This is a genomic window from Streptomyces sp. NPDC044003, assembly GCF_056435185.1.
Window position 1 is genome coordinate 57162 of sequence record NZ_JBWKFA010000018.1, and the last position, 17002, is coordinate 74163.

A 17002-nucleotide genomic window follows, 5' to 3' on the forward strand; every position below is an offset into this window, starting at 1 on the left:
GTGACCTTCCGTTCCCTCGTGTCGCCACCGGCGGATTCCTCCGCCGGTGGCGACCATCTTCCTACGCGGGGCCGTTCGCCGCCGACCCCCTGTGGACAACTTCTCCCAGCTCCGCCCGGACGCCGTCCGTGTGCTCGCCGAGGCGCGGGGGAGCAGCGCGGTACGAGGCCGGGGTGGCGTCGAGCCGGATCGGGTTGGCGACCTGCCCGGGACCGGCCGCGGACTCCGGGACGCGAGGGGCGAGCCCCAGCCGGTCGGCGAGGCCGAAGGCGGCCGCCAGGTCGTTGATCGGCCCGCAGGGCACGCCGGCCGCGGTGAGCTCCTCGAACCAGCCGTCGGCGGTACGGGTGCCGAGCGGGCCGGAGAGGGCCTCGACCAGCTCCTCCCGGTGGGCGACCCGGGCCGTGTTCGTCGCGAAGCGGGGGTCCGCGGCGAGCTCCGGCCGTCCGAGCCGCGCGCACAGGGCCCCGAACTGCCGGTCGTTGCCCACGGCGAGGACCAGCGGCCGGTCCTGCGCCTCGAACACCTCGTACGGGGCGATGCTCGGGTGTCTGTTGCCCATCGCGCGCGGCACGACCCCGGCTCCGAGGTGGGCGGCGGCCTGGTTGGTGAGCGCCGAGAGGAGGGAGGTGAGCAGGGAGACCTCGACCCGCTGGCCCTCGCCGGTGCGTTCCCGGTGCCGCAGCGCGGCGAGGACGCCGAGTCCCGCGTGGAGGCCGGTGATGACGTCGACCAGGGCGACCCCGGCCTTCGTGCCCTGCCCGTCCGGTTCGCCCGTCACGCTCATGAGTCCGCCCATGGCCTGGACGAGCAGGTCGTAACCCGGCAGCCGCGCGCCCTCGGCGGTGCCGAAACCGGTCACCGAGCAGTAGACGAGCCCGGGGTTGCCCGCCCGCACGTCCTCGTATCCGAGGCCGAGCTTCTCCATCGTGCCGGGGCGGAAGTTCTCGACGAGGACGTCCGCGCGGTCCACGATCGCCCGGGCCGTGGCCAGGTCCTCGGGGTCCGTGAGGTCGAGCGACACGGAGCGCTTGTTCCGGTTCACGCCGAGGAAGTACGTGGCCTCGCCGCCGGCGAACGGCGGGCCCCACGCGCGCGTGTCGTCCCCGGAGCCCGGCCGCTCGATCTTGATCACGTCCGCGCCCAGGTCGGCGAGGAGCATCGTCATGTACGGCCCGGCGAGCACCCGGCCGAAGTCGGCGACGACGATCCCGGACAGGGCGCCGCTCGTGGGCGGCGTCCCTGGGGTGTCCGGCTGGTCTGCGCGCATTCAGCTTCCCTCGCTCCCGCTGGAGATACCGAAGACTGGAGGTTGGATCCGAATATTGGAGATCGGATCCAGGCGATCGGAGATCGAATCCAAGTGACTGGACATCGGATCCAGGCGGTTGGACATCGGATCCAGTCGATTGGAGATTGGATCCAATCGGACCGTACGGCCCGGATCTCGGATTTTCAATACTGGATCCAATATCCGATCTGGGGCTACGCTTCGGCTCGCCGAGTTGCCACAGTCGCCAGGAGGCCGTCCGTGAAGTCGCCGTCCACCCCCGTCCACCCCTTCGACCTGCTCGCCGTCGACGGACTCCTGACCGACGAGGAGCGGGAGATCCGGAACACCGTGCGCGCCGTCGCCGACCGCGAGCTGCGGCCGCACGTCGCCGGCTGGTTCGAGAAGGGCGAGATCCCCGCCCGCGAGCTCGCCCGCACCCTCGGCGGGATCGGCGTGCTCGGCATGCACCTGGAGGGCTACGGCTGCGCGGGCACCAACTCCGTCGCGTACGGCCTCGCCTGTCTGGAGCTGGAGGCCGTCGACTCCGGACTGCGCTCCCTCGTCTCCGTACAGGGCTCGCTCGCCATGTACGCGATCTGGAAGTACGGCTCCGAGGAGCAGAAGCAGCGCTGGCTGCCGAAGATGGCGGCCGGCGAGTACATCGGCTGCTTCGGTCTCACCGAGCCGGACGCCGGATCGGACCCGGGCGCCATGCGGACCAACGCCAAGCGGGACGGGTCCGACTGGGTGCTCAACGGCACCAAGATGTGGATCACCAACGGTTCGGTGGCCGACGTCGCCGTCGTCTGGGCGCGGACCGAGGAGGGCGTCCGCGGCTTCCTCGTCCCGGCCGGCACCCCCGGCTTCAGCGCCCCCGAGATCAAGATGAAGCTCTCGCTGCGGGCGAGCGTCACCAGCGAGCTGGTCTTCGAGGACGTCCGCCTTCCGGCCGACGCGATGCTGCCCGAGGCCCGCGGCCTCTCCGGCCCGCTCGGCTGCCTCAACGAGGCCCGTTTCGGCATCGTGTTCGGCGCGCTCGGCGCCGCCCGCGACTGCCTGGAGACGGCGATCTCCTACGCGAAGGACCGGGTCGTCTTCGCCCGCTCCCTCGCCTCCTACCAGCTGACCCAGCAGAAGCTCGCCGACATGTCCGTCGAGCTCGGCAAGGGCATGCTCCTCGCCCTCCACCTCGGCCGGCTCAAGGACGCGGGCGTGCTCACTCCCGAGCAGGTCAGCGTGGGCAAGCTGAACAACGTCCGCGAGGCGATCGCGATCGCCCGCGAGTGCCGGACGATCCTGGGCGCCAACGGCATCACCCTGGAGTACCCGGTGCTGCGCCACGCCAACAACCTGGAGTCGGTGCTCACCTACGAGGGCACCAGCGAGGTCCACTCCCTGGTCATCGGAAAGGCGCTCACCGGCGAGCAGGCCTTCCGCTGAACCGGGACCCCGTCCCGGTCCCTCAGCCCGTCGTCACGCGGTCGACGAACGCGTCCAGGTTGCCCGTCAGGCGGGCGACCTGCTCGTCGAGGGTGAGGGACTCCTCGTGGCGCCGGTGGCGCAGCTTCGGCTGCCGGCGGCCCCGGACGTAGAGGGAGCAGGCGAGGTCGGCGCAGAGGTAGATCCCGACCGTGTTCCCCTCGCGGCCGCGGCTGCCGGCCAGCGGCGCCACCAGGAGGGTGACGCCCGAGGACGCGTGCGCGGTCAGACAGACCTGGCACATGCTCGACTTCACGGCGCTGGTCCGGCCCGTGGCCGGGACCCGCAGGGTCACACCGAGCGGCCCCTCCTCGCGCGGCACGACCAGGTGCGCCCGCAGGGGCGCGCCCGGGTCGACCCAGCCGAGGAAGTCCAGGTCGTCCCAGGGGAGTTCGGCGAAGTCGAGGGGCAGCTTGAGTCGCGCCGCCTCGCCCTTGGTGCAGTTCACGAAGGACGAGCGGATCTGTTTGTCGGTCAGTGGTTCCACTCGGTGGACCGTACACGGACCCCCGGCGGCGGGCATCCGAATATGAGCCCCACGGGCCCGCTCGCCCCACCCGGCCCCCAGTCGCCCCACCGGCCCCCCGCTCGCCCCACCGATGCCCTCAGGCCACCCAGTCCGGCTGGGCCGGGTCGGCGAAGTTCCCCGGGGCGCCGTCCAGGGCCGCCGCGAGCCGCTCCGCCGCCGGCTCGTACACCTCCACGGGCAGTGTGAACGGGATCCGCAGCCGGTGCTCGTGCGTGCCCGGGTCCACGCCGAACCGGGCGCCGCCCTCCACCCGTACCCCGTGCCGCAGGGCCCGGGAGGCGAGGGAGGACGCGACCGGCCGGCCCAGGTCGATCCAGAGACACATCCCGCCCGGCGGTTCCGTCCACCGCCACTCCGGCACATGGCGGGTGAGGGCGTCGGTCAGCGCGGTCCGGCGCTGCCGCAGCTCGTCGAGCCGCCGGGGCACGATCACGTCCAGGCGGTCGAGCAGGGCGACGGCCACCAGCTGGTCGAGTACGGAACCGGACAGGTCGGCGGTGATCCGGACCCGGGCCAGCTCGGTCACGACCCGGGACGCGGCCCGCACCCAGCCGACCCGCAGTCCGCCCCAGCAGCTCTTGCTCAGTGAGCCGACGGAGACGATCTGTTCGCCGTCGCCCCCGCCGGCCGCCGCCGCGAACGGCAGCGGCGCGGGCACGTCCAGGGCGATGTCCGTCAGCGTCTCGTCGACCACCAGCCAGGTCCCGGTGGCACGCGCGGACCGGGCGAGCTCCCGGCGCTGCTCCGCCGGCATGAGCCGCCCGGTCGGGTTGTGGAAGTCCGGGATCAGATAGGCCAGTCGTGGCGCGGTCTGCCGGAGCGCGGCGTCGACGAGCCCGCTGTCCCAGCCGGTCTCGGTCACCGGCACGGGCGTGACGCGGAGCATGCGCCCGCGCATCGCGTCGAGGGCGTTGGGGTACGAGGGGTTCTCGGCGAGCACCCGGTCGCCGGCCCGGCCGAGCAGCGTGAGCACCAGCGAGACGGCCTGCTGCGCGCCGGTGGTGACGAGGATCTGGTCCGGGAGGGTCGGCAGGCCGCGGGCCGTGTAGCGCTCGGCGATCGCCGAGCGCAGCGTGGGCAGCCCGTACGGGTGGTAGCCCTGCGCGCCGGCGTAGCGGGGCAGCTCGGCGGCCGCCGCCGCGAGGGCTGCGGACAGCTCTTCCTCCGGAGCGTGCGGCGCGGCGAGGGCGAGGTCGATCGTGGCGCCCGCGTCGTCCTGGAAGGCGCCGAGCACGGTGGGCGCCTGTCCGTCCGGCAGTGCGGTCCACGTGCCGGCGCCGCGCCGGCTGTGCGCGTACCCGCTCTCCCGGAGCAGGTCGTACGCCCCGGTCACGGTGGTCCGGCTCACCAGGAGGACCGCGGCGAGCTCCCGCTCGGCCGGGAGCCGCAGGCGCAGCGCCACCCGGCCGTCGAGCAGCGCCTCCCGCACGGCCCGCGCGAGCTCCCGGTACCCGAACCGGCCCTCCGGAGGCGGGGTGAGGAGCGAGGCGAGCTGGCGGCCCGTCAGGGTTCGGTCCGCTGTATGGACCACGCGTGCCACTGCCATGCCAATCACTCCTTATTGGCTCTGCTGTCCGGGCCAATAAGGTTACAGACTCCTTCCCAGTGGCCTGGTGGCCACGTTCTTCAGATGTTCTTCAGGGAAGGAGACGACCGATGTCCGGACACTTCACCGACCGTGACGAGCGGATGTGGCAGCTGCGCGCCGAGGAGCGGGCGGCCCGCCCCCTGCCGATCGGAACCTGGTTCCGGGCCCTGCGCCGCCGGGCGGCACGCACCCGCGTGGAGCACGGCGCCGCGACGCCGACGCCTCGCGCCCACGCCTGCGAACCGGCATGAGCGGCCCGTTCCCGCAGGGTGGTGGCCGGGTCGTCGTCGGGGTGACCGGCTCGCTCGCCTCGCTCGCCGCCCTCCGGTACGCGGCCGCCCTCGCCCGCCGTGCGGACAAGCCGCTTCTCGCGGTGCTGGTCTGGGAGCCCCCGGAGGGGGAGGCGTTGTTCGCCCGGATGCCCGACCGGGCCTGGGCGCGGATGTGGGGCGACGACGCCCGGCGGCGCCTGGAGGACGCGCTCGTCGACGGTCTCGGCGGCGTCCCCGCGGGCCTCGCCTTCGAGGGCCGGGTGGTCCGGGGTCCCCCCGCTTCCTCGCTGTGTGCGATGGCCGACCGTCCGGGGGATCTGCTGGTCCTCGGCTCGGCCCCGGGGCGGGGCCGGTTCGCCCCGTTCCGCCGGCGGCCGGTGCTGCGCGCGGTCCTGCGCCGTGCGGCCGGGTCGGTGCTGACCGTGCCGGGTCCGGTCCTGTTCCCCGGCGAGGCCCGCGTCCTGCGGCGGAACGCCCGTACCTCCGTACCGGAGGAACGGACCGGTACGGAGGTACGGGGGCGGGCGCCGTCCGCGCGTCCCGGTCGGAGGACCGGGAACTGACGGCCCGAGGCCTCACACGACGGGAGCGGATCCGGGTCCGGGGGCGGGAGCGGAAGCCGAACCCGAGTGGGAACGCGACGCCGACGCCGACGTCGAACCCGACGGCACCTTGGATCCCGACGGGGAGAGCGAGGCCGCCGACTGGTTCTGCCGGTCCGCCTGCCCGCTCGCGACATCGGCCGAACCGCCCGACGCGGGCCCCGACTCCGGGCCCGACGACTCCGTCGACGGCGAGGAGTCCGTGGGGCCGGAGGAGTCGGACGGAGACTCCGGCGAGGACGTCGACGCCGAGGGGGAGAGCGTCGAGGGGCACGGCGACGGAGTGATCCCGTTGCTCGGTGTCGGGGTCTCCGTGCCCGTCACCGTCACGCACGGCACCGGCGACGACGGCGACACCGACGGGGACGAGCTGGACGGCGAGGGCGATACGAGGGTGGACGGGGAGACGCTGGGCGGCGGGGGAGGCGGCGGGGTCGGCTTGTCGTGCTCGCCGGTGTCCCCGTGCAGCCGCGCGAACCAGCCGTCGTCCTCGGGGTCGTACACCACGAAGATGTTCACGACCGTCACGGAGGGCGCCACCACGACGACCTGCTGGGAGCTGTACCCCTGCCACGGCGTGCCGGTCGTGCGCGGCGCCTTCTGCGCCACGGGGACGGACAGCGGATTGCCGCAGGCGCAGCGCACCCGGGGCACCCCGTGGCCGTCCACCATGACGGCCGTCCCGGCCTGGAGCACCGCCTGGTAGGTGGTGGCCGCGCCGTTGCGGAAGCCGTGGTTCGTCACCCGGGTGTCGACCCGGAGCTGGAGCGGGGTCAGGGAGCGGAGATAGCCGGGCACGTCGTCCGGCGAGATCCCGACGACGTCGGCGAAGGCCGCGTTCTTCGCCGGCGCGCCGGAGAGGTAGCGGACCTGCTGCTCGACGTCGCAGCTCGACACCGACTTCGTCCCGCCGTACAGGCCGGGCGTCGACCCGGACACCTCGGGTACGGCCGTGGCGGTACGGGGCGGCAGCGAGGCCGGCGGGGCGGAGCCGCCGCCGGTGCTTGCCGTCGACCGGGTGAAGGGGTCGGGGCCGGTCGCGGCGGCGTTCTGCAGGAAGACCTCACCGCCGCCGGAACCCGTCGTGCCGCTGTTGCCGTCGGGGCGGTTGGTGAGGACGACGGCGAGCGCCGCGGCCGCGACGAGGACGGCGGTGACCGAGGCGACCTTCGGGACGGAGCGCCACCAGGGACCGCCGCCGCCCTTCCCGTCACCGCTCGGCTCCTCGCCGCCCGGTCCGGAGCCGCCGCCCGACGAACCGCCGCCCCCCGAACCGCCGTGGGGCGGTCCGGGCGGTGGTGGGGGACCGGCGCTTCCCGGGCGTGTGCTCGGACCCGAGAGGGGGCCCGAGGGGGGACCTGCGGGGGGAACCGACGGAGGGCCGGACGGCGGGTGGGACGTCACTTTTTTCCCTTTCTTCCGTTCCGCGCCCATTGTGTGCGCCGAATGGTGCCCGTCCGCAAGCGGAGCACCGCCCCCGGTACTAGCGTGGGCCGGGTGACGAGCAGTCGGCTCCCCACCTCCTCGCGGTCACCCGCGACCCCGACCGGGCCCTACACCCGCGTCGCCCTCCAGGCCCTGGCCGCCGTGGTCGCAGGGTTCGTCGCGATGGGCGTCGTCGCCGGGCTCGGGCTCTGGGCCGCCGGGGCCGCCGACCTGCCCGGCGGCTTCACCGCCGTCCTCGCCGCGGTCGTGGTCATGGCCTCGGGCGGCAAGATCGAACTCTCCGGCGACGCGGGCGCCCTCGCCGGCACCCAGGCCGAACTGACCGCCATGCCGCTCACCGTCACCCTGGTGGGTGCGCTGGTCACCGGCTACTGCTTCCTGCGCCCGCTGCGGCACCACGCGGTGACCAGCACCCGTGCGCTCCTGCTCCGCGCGGTGAGCGTCGTCGTGCTCTGGCTGGCCGCGCTCGGGGGCCTCTCGGCGCTCGCCCGCCACGACTTCCCGCTCACCCTCGGCGGTGGCACCTCCGAAGGGTCCCTCATGGACATCTTCGGCGAGCTCCTGGACGCCACGAACCCGACCGTCGGCTTCCGCACCGACGTCGGTCCCACGCTCTTCTACGGGCTCCTGTGGATCCTCGGCGTGCTCGTCATCGCCCTGCTCGTGTCCCGCAGGACCCCGCTGCCGCCCCGGCTCGTCCGCTACCAGGAACCCGTGCGGCCCGCGGCCTTCGCGATGCTCCTGCTGCTGCTCGCGTACGTCGTCGTGGGACTGGTCATCGGGATCGTCGTCGCGGCGACCAAGGGCCACACCGCCGAAACCCTCGCCGTGCTCCTGCTCGGCCTTCCCAACATCACCTGGCTCGCGCTCGGTGTGGGCATCGGCGGCTCTTGGCAGGGCAAGGCGGAAGGACCCTTCGGTCTGCCCATGCCGCAGATCCTCGACGCCGTCCTGCGGGGCAAGGGCGACAGCCCGGACCTCTCCACCGTCGACCTGTCCTCGCTCGCCGCGCAGGACGCACGCGCGTGGTGGCTGCTGCCCGTGGCCGCCGTCCTGGTGCTCGCGGCGGCCTTCCTGGCGGCCGTCCGCTCCCCGGCCCGGATCTCGCTCTGGAAGCACTCCCTGCACCTGGGCATCGCCTTCGCGCTCACCATGCTGGTCGCCGCACCGCTCACCCTGGTCGAGGCCCGCTTCGGCCTCTCGGTCCTCGGCATCGGCGACCTCGCCTCGCTCGGCGGCGAGGTGGTGCTCCGCCCGGACGTCTGGAAGACGACGGGCTTCGCGCTGCTCTGGGGCCTGGTGCTCGGATTCCTCGGCGGCCTCCTCGCCTCCCGGGTCCGCCGCAAGGGCGAGGTCGTCGACTAGGACCTGATCCGACGGGAACGGTCGGACAGGCCGCCCTGGCTAGCGGCCCATCCCGTAGACCTGTGGCGTCGTGGTGGGGCGGGTGCGGGAGAGCTTCGCTGCCGTGCCGCGGGCCGCTTCGAAGGCCAGGACCGGGTTTTCGTTCTTCCGCCAGGGCTGGGCGCCGCACCACGGTCCGATCAGGCGGAACTGCTCCAGGGCCGGCCCGTACAGCATCGCCCTGAGCATGTAGTGCGCCAGCAGGTGGCGCAGGACCGGCAGGCGCTCGTCGTCGGGCGCGACCCCGTCGAACGAGGCGGCGACCCGCTTCAGCATGCTCCTCGTCATCGGCGTGACGGACAGCACGAAGGAGGGCCCGTCGGCCAGTTCGTTCAGCGCGTGCAGGTAGATTCCCGCGAGCGGGCTGCCGGGTGGGGCCTTGTGGACCGCCTGGCGGGCGAACCGCAGCATCTCCCGGTCGCTGCCGAACCACTTGGCGCACCAGTACTGGAGGGCCTGCCAGTGCCCTTCGTAGTGGTGGGGCGCCCGGGCGACGAGTTCTTCCCAGAGCGGCTCGAACTCGTCGTGGCTGTACTGGGCTCCGCGTGCTGCCGTGATCATGACGACCCAGGGGCCTGGGTTCGCGGGGTCGAGCAGCGCCGCCTGCCGCGCCTGCTTGATCGCGGCCGGCAGCATGGCGCGGAAGTGTCTCATGTCTGCGGGCCAGACCTCGTGGGCGTACCCGCCGCCCCGGATCTCCCAGGCCCGGTGGACCATGAGGCTCGCGTGGAGGGTGGCCGCGTCGCAGTTCCCCGGCTCGGCGGCGCGCCACGCGCCGAGCCAGGCGTCGTCCTCCTGAGCGACCTGCTGCAGGAGCTCCAGCCGTGCCCAGCGCTCGTCCCAGTCCTCGCCGGCCGCCGCGACGTACCGCTCGGCGGACCGCCAGTCCCCTTCCCACGCGGCGTCGGCCACCGACTGCCGCTCCTCGGTCCGGTGGGGCGGCGGGGGAGGGCCGGGGCGTCGCGGGTCGAGCACCTCGCGGGGCGGCAGGCCGTAGGCGGAGGCCACGAACTGCTCTCCGGCCCAGCCGGCGGCACGGCGGGGGGAGACGAAGAGGCGGTAGAGCACGATCAGGAACACGCCGAATACGACGGCGAGGAGGATGGTCACGGCGGGGATCATCCCGGAGTCGATCACTCTCCGCAATAGTTCAGGCCAACGATAAGGCGAGGTCAGGGCGGTCGGGCCCTCTCGGCCACCGTTGGGCCGCGGTCAGGGCCCGTCGGCCTCCGGGTGCTCGTCGAGCCAGGCGCGGGCCGCCGTCCGCTCGGCCTCGGTCGGCGTGGGGCGCACCTGGTCCGGACGGCGGATCAGATCGTGCTCCCGGGCCGCCCGCAGGCCGATCGCACGGGCCTCGGCGGAGAGCCCCGGATGATCCGCCACCTCCACCGCGCGCTGCCACCAGCCGCGGCGCATCGAGTCGAAGGAGTAGTGCCACAGCGGCTGCGCGGGGTCCACCGCCGCGAGGAGCAGTCGCCGCTCGACATGCGCGGGGAGGGCCCGTGTGCGCAGCAGGCGGTCGGCCACGAGGAGCGGGGACTCGCCGTCGAGCCGGGCGCGCACCAGGACCCAGGTGAGGAGCTGTCCGACGTCGTGGGCGCCGGACGTGACGACGTCCCACAGTTCGGCCGCCTTGGACTCGTCCGGGGCGCCCAGATGGGTGAGCGGCCGGAGTTCGTCCTTCCACAGCGGCCGTGGCCCGGCCCACCAGGCCAGCAGGTCCCCGGCGACCGGGTGTCCCAGGTCGAGGGCCAGACAGGTGAGGGTGACGAGCGGGTGGCGCCATTCCGTGTACGTGGTCCGGTACCGCTTGGTGAGCTCCTTCCTCCAGCGCGGCAGCAGTGCCTCGACCTCCGCCGCGCCGGCCGAGCCGTGGGCGTACAGCAGCTCCAGGCAGAAGCCGAGGCCCTGCATGCCGGTGCCGGGGTCGGCCACCCGCGCCCGCAGCCAGTGGACGTCGGCCTCGGTGAGCGTCCGGTACCGGTCGTGGACGTCGCACAGCGAGCCCTCGTAGGCGGTCAGGTCGGGGCCCGTGCCCGCGAGCAGTTCGTCGCGGACGGCGTCGTAGCGGTCGGCGGCGGCCAGCGCGTCCGCCGCGTCGACGCCGGTGACGTCGGCGTAGGCGGGGCCGAGCCGGAGGGCCTCTTCCCGTACGTGGGCGACCTGGTCGCGTGCCTCGTCGGCGGCGAGCACGCGCAGGGCGCGCGGCAGACGCTCGTCGGTGGAGAAACGCACCGCCGACAGCGCGGCGAAGGACCGGCCCGCCCGGTGGTCGACCCCCGACTCCCGCCGCCGGTCGGCAGTGACGGCCGTGGAGAGCGCCCAGGACAGACCCCGCAGCGACGCCTCCGTCGGCTCGTGCGCGTCCAGGTCCGCGGCGAGCGCGGCCGCCGCCAGGACCGCGTCGGGTTCGCGGACCGCCCGGTGGACCGCGAGCCAGGCGCCGACCGCCGCGCGGTCGCCGGCGAGCGCGAACTCCCGCAGCACGGCGAGCCCCCGCTCGGACGGCACCTCACGCACCACCTCGGCCGCCCGGGTCCCGAGTCCGGCGACCGCGTCCCAGGCCTCGGCGAGGTCGTGGCGCAGCAGCGCGTGGAGCAGCGCCCGCCAGCCGTCCCACTCGGCGAGCCGCCCTTCGTACGTCGCGCGCCAGGCGAGCGAGAGCCGCGCCGTCTCCTCGTAGGAGAGCCCGTCGCGGCGTTCGAGGGAGGTCACGAACCGGGCCGCGTCCGGCAGTTCCACGGGGTCCCGCAGCCGCTCGTGCAGCCACCCTGCCTCGGCCGCCGTCAGCGGGCGGTGGTGGAAGGGGTGCACGGTGCGGTCCAGCGGCTCGTCGAGCCCGTCGAGGAACTGCCGCACCCCGACGGGGTCCGCAGGGTCGGGCAGCCCCGCCTCGTCCCGATCCGAAAGCCGGTCGAGCCGGAAGGCCCCCTGCGGTCCGCCGTCGACGACGCGGAACCCGGCCGGCCCCGCGCCGAGCCCGGCGGCGACGGCCGCGTGGTCGCCGCCCCAGTACAGCATCAGCTCCCGCGTCAGGGCCCCCGACCGGTCGAAGGCCTGATGGGCCTGCCAGTGCCAGTACGCGAACGACGTCCCGTCACCGAGCCCCCGGGCCCCGATCAGCTCGGCGGCGTCCTCGTGCCCGTCGCTCTGGGTGTACCGGCCCCGGGTCGGCGGCGGAAGGACCACGAAGCCGTCACCGCCGAGCGTCCGCCACCATGCCTTGACGCCGTCGAGGTCCGAACGCGCGCGACGACCGGCCATGTGGTGCTCCCCCTGGACGTGCAGGCCTGCGTGGCGCCTGGAACGACACCCCCACCGATCACCCTCGCACACGCCACCGACACCCCCACGAACAGCGTTAGTCGAACTCCCGGAAGACCGGCCGCGCCCACGCCGGCGGAGCGGGCGGCGCACCGAGCCGCTGCGGCTCCCGAGGCACCACCGGATCGCCGCCGCCCGCGTCGGCCAGGGCGGCGCGCAGCGCGGCGACGAACTCCAGGCAGGTCCCGTACCGCTCGTCCGGCGTCTTCGCCAGCGCCCTGGCGAACACCGCGTCCGCCGCCGCGGGCAGCCCCGGCCGCACCTCGGAGAGCGGGGGCGGCGGATCGTACTGCTGCGCCCACAGCACCGCCCAGTCGGTGTCGCGGCGGAACGGCGGCGCCCCCGTCAGGGTCTCGAAGACCACGCACGCCAGGCTGTAGACGTCGCACCGGCCGTCCACCGGCTTGCCGGAGATCTGCTCGGGCGCCACGTAGTCCAGGGTCCCGACGAACTCGCCCACCGTCGTGAAACCCGTCAGGGACAGCGACTTCTTCGTCAGCCCGAAGTCGGTCAGGTACACATGCTCCGGGTGGTCGCCGTCGGTGCCCTCCGCGACCAGGATGTTCCCGGGCTTCACGTCCCGGTGCACCAGGTCGTGCGCGTGCGCCGCGTCCAGGGCCGAGGCCACCTGCACCGCGATCCGGCCCGCCTTCACCGGCGGCAGCGGCCCCTCGCGGTCGAGCAGGGCCACCAGGTCCTGCCCCGCCACGTACCGCATGGCGATGTACAGCACGCCCTCCGTCTCGCCCGCCTCGAAGACCGGCACGATGTGCGGGTGGTCGATCGAGGCGGCGACCCTCGACTCGTGCGCGAAGCGCTTGCGGAAGGTGTCGTTGCGGGCCAGCTCGGGCGCCAGCAGCTTCAGCGCCACCGTCCGGTCGAGGCGCAGGTCCCGTGCCCGGTACACGACGGCCATGCCGCCGCGCCCGATCTCGCCCTCCACGCGGTAGCCCGCGATCTCCTTGCCGATCAGCCCCGAGGCCCGGCCCGCAGGGATCTCCGGGTTCCCGTGCGCTCCGCCGACGGTCATCGCTCGTCACCGGCCGGTCCCGCGGGCCCCACGACCTGCGTCGGCGGGGGCCCGGCCGCCTTCGCCGGATCCACCTGGGGCACGACCTGTGTCGGCTCGTAGCCGGGGGGCGCCGCCTCGGGCTCCTCGGCCGGCTGCGCGGCTTCGGCGGAGGGCGCGGCCGACGCCGCGTACGTACTGAGCCCGACCCCGTCGCAGTACACCCAGCGCTCGTGCTCCGCGTCGTACAGCCACACCGACTCGCCGTCGACGACCATGCCGACCCGCAGGCCGCGGGTCCGCAGCCGGAAGCCCTCGCCGTCGAGCCGGCCCGCGCCCAGCTCCTCCGCCGCCCGCCGGTAGCGGCCCAGCGCGTCCTCGGCGCGGGCGATGAGCGGCCGGGGATCGGCGGTCCTGGTGAGGGGGCGGCCCGCCGCCGGAGGGTCGTCCGGCACGCTCACCAGGAGGCGCGCGTCGACCCACGCCGTCCAGCCGTTGGAGCACAGCACCCGTCCCCAGTCGCCGGTCCGGTCCACGAGCCGTACCGGCAGGAAGGCGTCGAGCGGCGCCGTGGGCAGCCCCGGATCGGGCTCCTCCCAGGCGGGCAGCCCGGAGCGCGGCACCACATGGGTGGGCCGGAAGTCCGGCACGTACTCGGGCACGGGGACGCTCACGGCCTCACCTCCACCAGAAGGACGCTCACCGGCCTACCTCCGCATGACGACCGGCTCGTGGCGGCGCAGCAGCCGCGCCACGGCCAGCCCGAGGACGAGACAGAGCACCACCATCATGCCCATGTCGAACAACCAGGCCTCCGCCGTGTGCCGCATCAGCGGATCGGCGGTCTTCTCGCTCGGCGCGATCTTCCCGATGTCGATCGTCGCACCCATCGCCGCGAACGCCCACCGGGAGGGCACGAGCCAGGCCAGCTGTTCCAGGACGGGCGTGCCGCGCACCTTGAGGAGCGCCCCGCAGAACACCACCTGCACGATCGCGAGGAGGACGAGCAGCGGCATCGTCACCTCCTCCTTGCGGACGAGCGCCGAGACCAGCAGGCCCAGCATCATCGCCGTGAAGGCGAGGAGCGCCACCGCGAGGGTGATCTCCACGAGCGGCGGCATCAGGACGCCCTTGCCGCCGGGCACGTTCAGCGGTACGCCGATCAGGGCCACCAGGGTCAGGACCACCGCCTGCACGACCGTGATCAGACCCAGCACCACCACCTTGGAGGCGAGGTAGGCGGAGCGGGAGAGGCCGACGGCTCTCTCGCGCCGGTAGATCGTGCGCTCCTTGACCAGTTCGCGCACGGCGTTCGCCGCGCCCGTCAGGACGCCACCCACACAGAGGATGAGCAGCACGTTCATCGTCGACTCGGGGTTGAGACTCCCCTCGGACAGGGCCCGGGCCATCGCGCCCATCACGAACGGCAGGGCGATCATGATGGCGAGGAAGGTCCGGTCGGCGGAGAGCGCCGCCGCGTACCGGCGGACGAGCGTCCGCAGCTGGGAGCCCCAGCTCTGCGCCTTCGGCGGCGGTCCGGGCTCCACGGCCGCCCGGCCGTCCGCGGGCCCGGGGGCGGGCGCGGGGACGTCGGGCTGGGCCATCGGGTCCGCGATGTACCGGCGGTGGAAGCGGGAGGACCGGTACTGCTCGGCCCAGTCGCGGTCCCGGTCGTTCTCGAAGGCCTCGAAGGCCTCCGGCCACTGCTCGAAGCCGAAGAAACCGAGGGTGTCCGCGGGCGGGCCGTAGTACGCGACCCGGCCGCCCGGCGCGAGCACGAGCAGCCGGTCGCACACGTCGAGGCTGAGCACGCTGTGGGTGACCACGACGACCGTGCGGCCGTCGTCGGCGAGCCCCCGCAGCATGTGCATCACGGAGCGGTCCATGCCCGGGTCGAGCCCGGAGGTCGGTTCGTCGAGGAAGAGCAGGGAGGGCTTCGTGAGCAGTTCGAGGGCGACGCTCACCCGCTTGCGCTGGCCGCCGGAGAGGCTGTGGATCGGCTGCTCGGCGCGCTCCACGAGCCCGAGCTCCCGGATCACCTCGTCCACGCGCGCGCGTCGCTCGGCCGACACGGTGTCCTCGGGGAAGCGGAGTTCGGCGGCGTACCCGAGGGCCCGGCGGACGGTGAGCTGGAGGTGCAGGATGTCGTCCTGCGGGACCAGCCCGATGCGCTGGCGCAGCTCGGCGTAGTCCCGGTACAGGTCGCGGCCGTCGTAGAGCACCGTGCCCCGGTCGGCCGGGCGCTGACCGGTGAGCGCGCCCAGGAGCGTCGACTTCCCCGCGCCGGAGGGGCCGACGACCGCGAGCAGGCATTTCTGGCCCACCGGGAACGACACCTCGTCGAGGAGGGTCTTGCGCCCGTGGTCGACGGTCACCGCGAGCGAGCGGACGTCGAGGGAGACCTCGCCGGTGTCGGTGAACTCGACGAGCTGCCCGCCGATCAGGCAGAACGCGGCCCGGCCGATGCCGACGATGTCCTCCGCCGTCACCCGGGCGTCCACGATGGGAGCGCCGTTGAGGAAGGTGCCGTTGTGGCTGCCGAGGTCGTGGATCCAGTACGTGCCGTCGGGCTGGGCACGGAGCTCGGCGTGCCGCCGGGAGACCACCAGGTCGGCGACGACCACGTCGTTGTCGGGCGCGCGCCCGATCCGGATGCTGTGGGTGGGCAGCGGCCGCACGGAGGTCGGCTGCCGGAAGGTGCCGGTCGCGGCCGGATGCTCGACGGAGGGGGGCCGCGGTGTCACGGGCCGGCCGAGGCTCACCGCGGAAGGCTCGGGCAGGGGCAGCGGCGGGGCCTCGGGGGCGGGCTCCCGCAGGGGCGCCGGCGCGGCTTCCGGCGGCAGGTCCCGTACGGCCTCCGGCGGCGGCGGGGGCGGCAGCAGAGGCGCGGCCTCCGGCTCCGGCACGGGCCAGGGCTCCGGTACGGGCTCCGGCGGGAACTCGGGAGGGGGCTCCGGTACGGGCTGCGCCCGGAACTCGGGAGGGGGCTCCGGTACGGCACGGGGTTCCGCCGGCCGGGCCGGGGCGCCGGTCAGGAGGACCGCTCGCGGCCCGTCGTCCGGATGCCCGAACCGTACGACCGTCCCCGGACCGACCTCCCGCGGCCGGGCCACCCGCAGACCGTCCGCGAAGGTGCCGTTCGTACTGCCCTCGTCCGCCAGGGTCCAGTGGCCGCCGGCGGCGCTGAGCACCGCATGGTGCCAGGACGCCCGGGCGTCCGCGAGCACGATGTCGCTGTTGGGGTCGCGCCCGATGCGATAGACGCGGCTCGGGTTCATGAGCGTCGCGTCCCCGTCGATCTCGAGGACCAGATCGGGCGCCGCGGGCACGACGGGCCGCTCTGCCATGCGTTGAATTTTATCCGCCGGTGCTGATCGCCGCCCGGGATGAGGACGCCGGTAGGGTGGGCGTCCGCCGCGCGAGCGGCCCCGACGAAGGAGAAGGAACCCGTGCCGAAAGGTGTCACCAGGCGACGGCCCCGCACGCGCGCGGCGCTCCTGAAGGCAGCCCTGGAGACCTTCGCCGAGCACGGCTTCCACGCGACGACCATCGAGCAGATCTGCGAGCGCGCCGGCTACACGCGGGGCGCGTACTACTCGAACTTCGCGAGCAAGGAAGAGCTCTTCCTCGCCCTCTTCGACGAGCACAGCGAGCGGACGGTACGGCGCCTCGCCGAGTCCATCGACGCGCTGACCCCCGAGGAGTACACCCTGACCCGGCTCGCGGAGCTCGCCGCCCGCGTCGAACCGGACGAGCGGGAGTGGTACCTCGTCACCACCGAGTTCACCCTGCACGCCATCCGCGACCCCCAGGCCGCCTGGGTGCTCGCGCGCCACGACGAGCGGCTGCGGGCCGAGATCGCCCGCGGCCTCACTCTGGTGCTGCGTCGGGCGGGACGCGAACTGACCGTGGAGGCCGACCGGTTCGCCCGCCTCCTCATCGCCCTGCGCGAGGGCGGACTCGCGCAGAGCTACGTGGAGCCGGCCGAGCTCCCGCCCGGCACCCTGGAACGGCAGTTCCTCGCCCCGCTCCTGGAGGCGACGACGCGCGAGATCCCCGGGAACGCCGGCTGAGGG

Annotated in this window: 14 protein-coding genes; 5 read left to right on the forward strand and 9 right to left on the reverse strand. The window is 74.1% G+C overall.

Going from position 1 to position 17002, the window contains the following annotated elements:
• Positions 1-61: 61 nt before the first annotated feature.
• Positions 62-1270, reverse strand: coding sequence for a CaiB/BaiF CoA transferase family protein (locus AC07AW_RS39140; protein ID WP_478820232.1), 1209 nt, complete (start codon positions 1268-1270; stop codon positions 62-64).
• 261 nt (positions 1271-1531) lie between these two features.
• On the opposite strand from AC07AW_RS39140, the gene AC07AW_RS39145 reads away from it, so the two are divergent.
• A complete protein-coding gene (locus AC07AW_RS39145; RefSeq protein ID WP_478820233.1) occupies positions 1532-2713 on the forward strand; it encodes an acyl-CoA dehydrogenase family protein in 1182 nt (393 codons plus the stop codon).
• Positions 2714-2735: 22 nt separating this feature from the next.
• On the opposite strand, the gene AC07AW_RS39150 is transcribed toward AC07AW_RS39145, so the two are convergent.
• The gene (locus tag AC07AW_RS39150) at positions 2736-3239 is read right to left on the reverse strand and encodes an FBP domain-containing protein (RefSeq protein ID WP_478820234.1); all 504 of its coding nucleotides are present in this window, start codon (positions 3237-3239) and stop codon (positions 2736-2738) included.
• Positions 3240-3357: 118 nt separating this feature from the next.
• Positions 3358-4827, reverse strand: a complete 1470-nt coding sequence (gene yczR / locus AC07AW_RS39155; RefSeq protein WP_478820235.1) for a MocR-like transcription factor YczR — start codon at positions 4825-4827, stop codon at positions 3358-3360.
• 110 nt (positions 4828-4937) lie between these two features.
• Between yczR and AC07AW_RS39160 the strand changes: the two genes are divergently transcribed.
• Positions 4938-5120 carry a hypothetical protein gene (locus AC07AW_RS39160; RefSeq protein ID WP_478820236.1) on the forward strand — a complete coding sequence of 61 codons (183 nt, stop codon included), beginning with the start codon at positions 4938-4940 and terminating at the stop codon, positions 5118-5120.
• On the forward strand, positions 5117-5704 hold the full coding sequence (locus AC07AW_RS39165) for a universal stress protein (protein ID WP_478820237.1): 588 nt from the start codon (positions 5117-5119) through the stop codon (positions 5702-5704). Before AC07AW_RS39160 ends, AC07AW_RS39165 begins: the two co-directional genes overlap by 4 nt.
• Positions 5705-5716: 12 nt before the next feature.
• Here AC07AW_RS39165 and AC07AW_RS39170 read toward each other — a convergent pair whose 3' ends face one another.
• Positions 5717-7147, reverse strand: a complete 1431-nt coding sequence (locus AC07AW_RS39170) for a DUF6777 domain-containing protein (protein WP_478820238.1) — start codon at positions 7145-7147, stop codon at positions 5717-5719.
• A gap of 42 nt (positions 7148-7189) precedes the next feature.
• Here AC07AW_RS39170 and AC07AW_RS39175 point away from each other — a divergent pair, with 42 nt between their 5' ends.
• Positions 7190-8554, forward strand: a complete 1365-nt coding sequence (locus AC07AW_RS39175; protein WP_478820239.1) for a streptophobe family protein — start codon at positions 7190-7192, stop codon at positions 8552-8554.
• A 39-nt stretch (positions 8555-8593) separates the two neighbouring features.
• Here the strand turns inward: AC07AW_RS39175 and AC07AW_RS39180 are convergent, their stop codons facing one another.
• The 5 genes from AC07AW_RS39180 to AC07AW_RS39200 all read right to left on the reverse strand — a co-directional run bounded on the left by AC07AW_RS39180 (position 8594) and on the right by AC07AW_RS39200 (position 16273).
• Complete coding sequence (locus AC07AW_RS39180; protein WP_478820240.1) at positions 8594-9703, reverse strand: hypothetical protein; 1110 nt, start codon at positions 9701-9703, stop codon at positions 8594-8596.
• A 102-nt stretch (positions 9704-9805) separates the two neighbouring features.
• Positions 9806-11857, reverse strand: coding sequence for a hypothetical protein (locus AC07AW_RS39185; RefSeq protein ID WP_478820241.1), 2052 nt, complete (start codon positions 11855-11857; stop codon positions 9806-9808).
• A gap of 97 nt (positions 11858-11954) precedes the next feature.
• Entirely contained in the window at positions 11955-12947 is a 993-nt protein-coding gene (locus AC07AW_RS39190; protein WP_478820242.1) for a serine/threonine-protein kinase, read from the reverse strand.
• Positions 12944-13600 carry an SH3 domain-containing protein gene (locus AC07AW_RS39195; protein WP_478820243.1) on the reverse strand — a complete coding sequence of 219 codons (657 nt, stop codon included), beginning with the start codon at positions 13598-13600 and terminating at the stop codon, positions 12944-12946. The genes AC07AW_RS39190 and AC07AW_RS39195 overlap by 4 nt, the downstream gene beginning before the upstream one ends.
• 33 nt (positions 13601-13633) lie before the next feature.
• A complete protein-coding gene (locus tag AC07AW_RS39200; protein ID WP_478820244.1) occupies positions 13634-16273 on the reverse strand; it encodes an FHA domain-containing protein in 2640 nt (879 codons plus the stop codon).
• Positions 16274-16375: 102 nt separating this feature from the next.
• Between AC07AW_RS39200 and AC07AW_RS39205 the strand changes: the two genes are divergently transcribed.
• Positions 16376-16999: a TetR/AcrR family transcriptional regulator gene (locus tag AC07AW_RS39205; protein ID WP_478820245.1), complete on the forward strand. Its 624-nt coding sequence runs from the start codon at positions 16376-16378 to the stop codon at positions 16997-16999.
• Positions 17000-17002 lie beyond the last annotated feature (3 nt).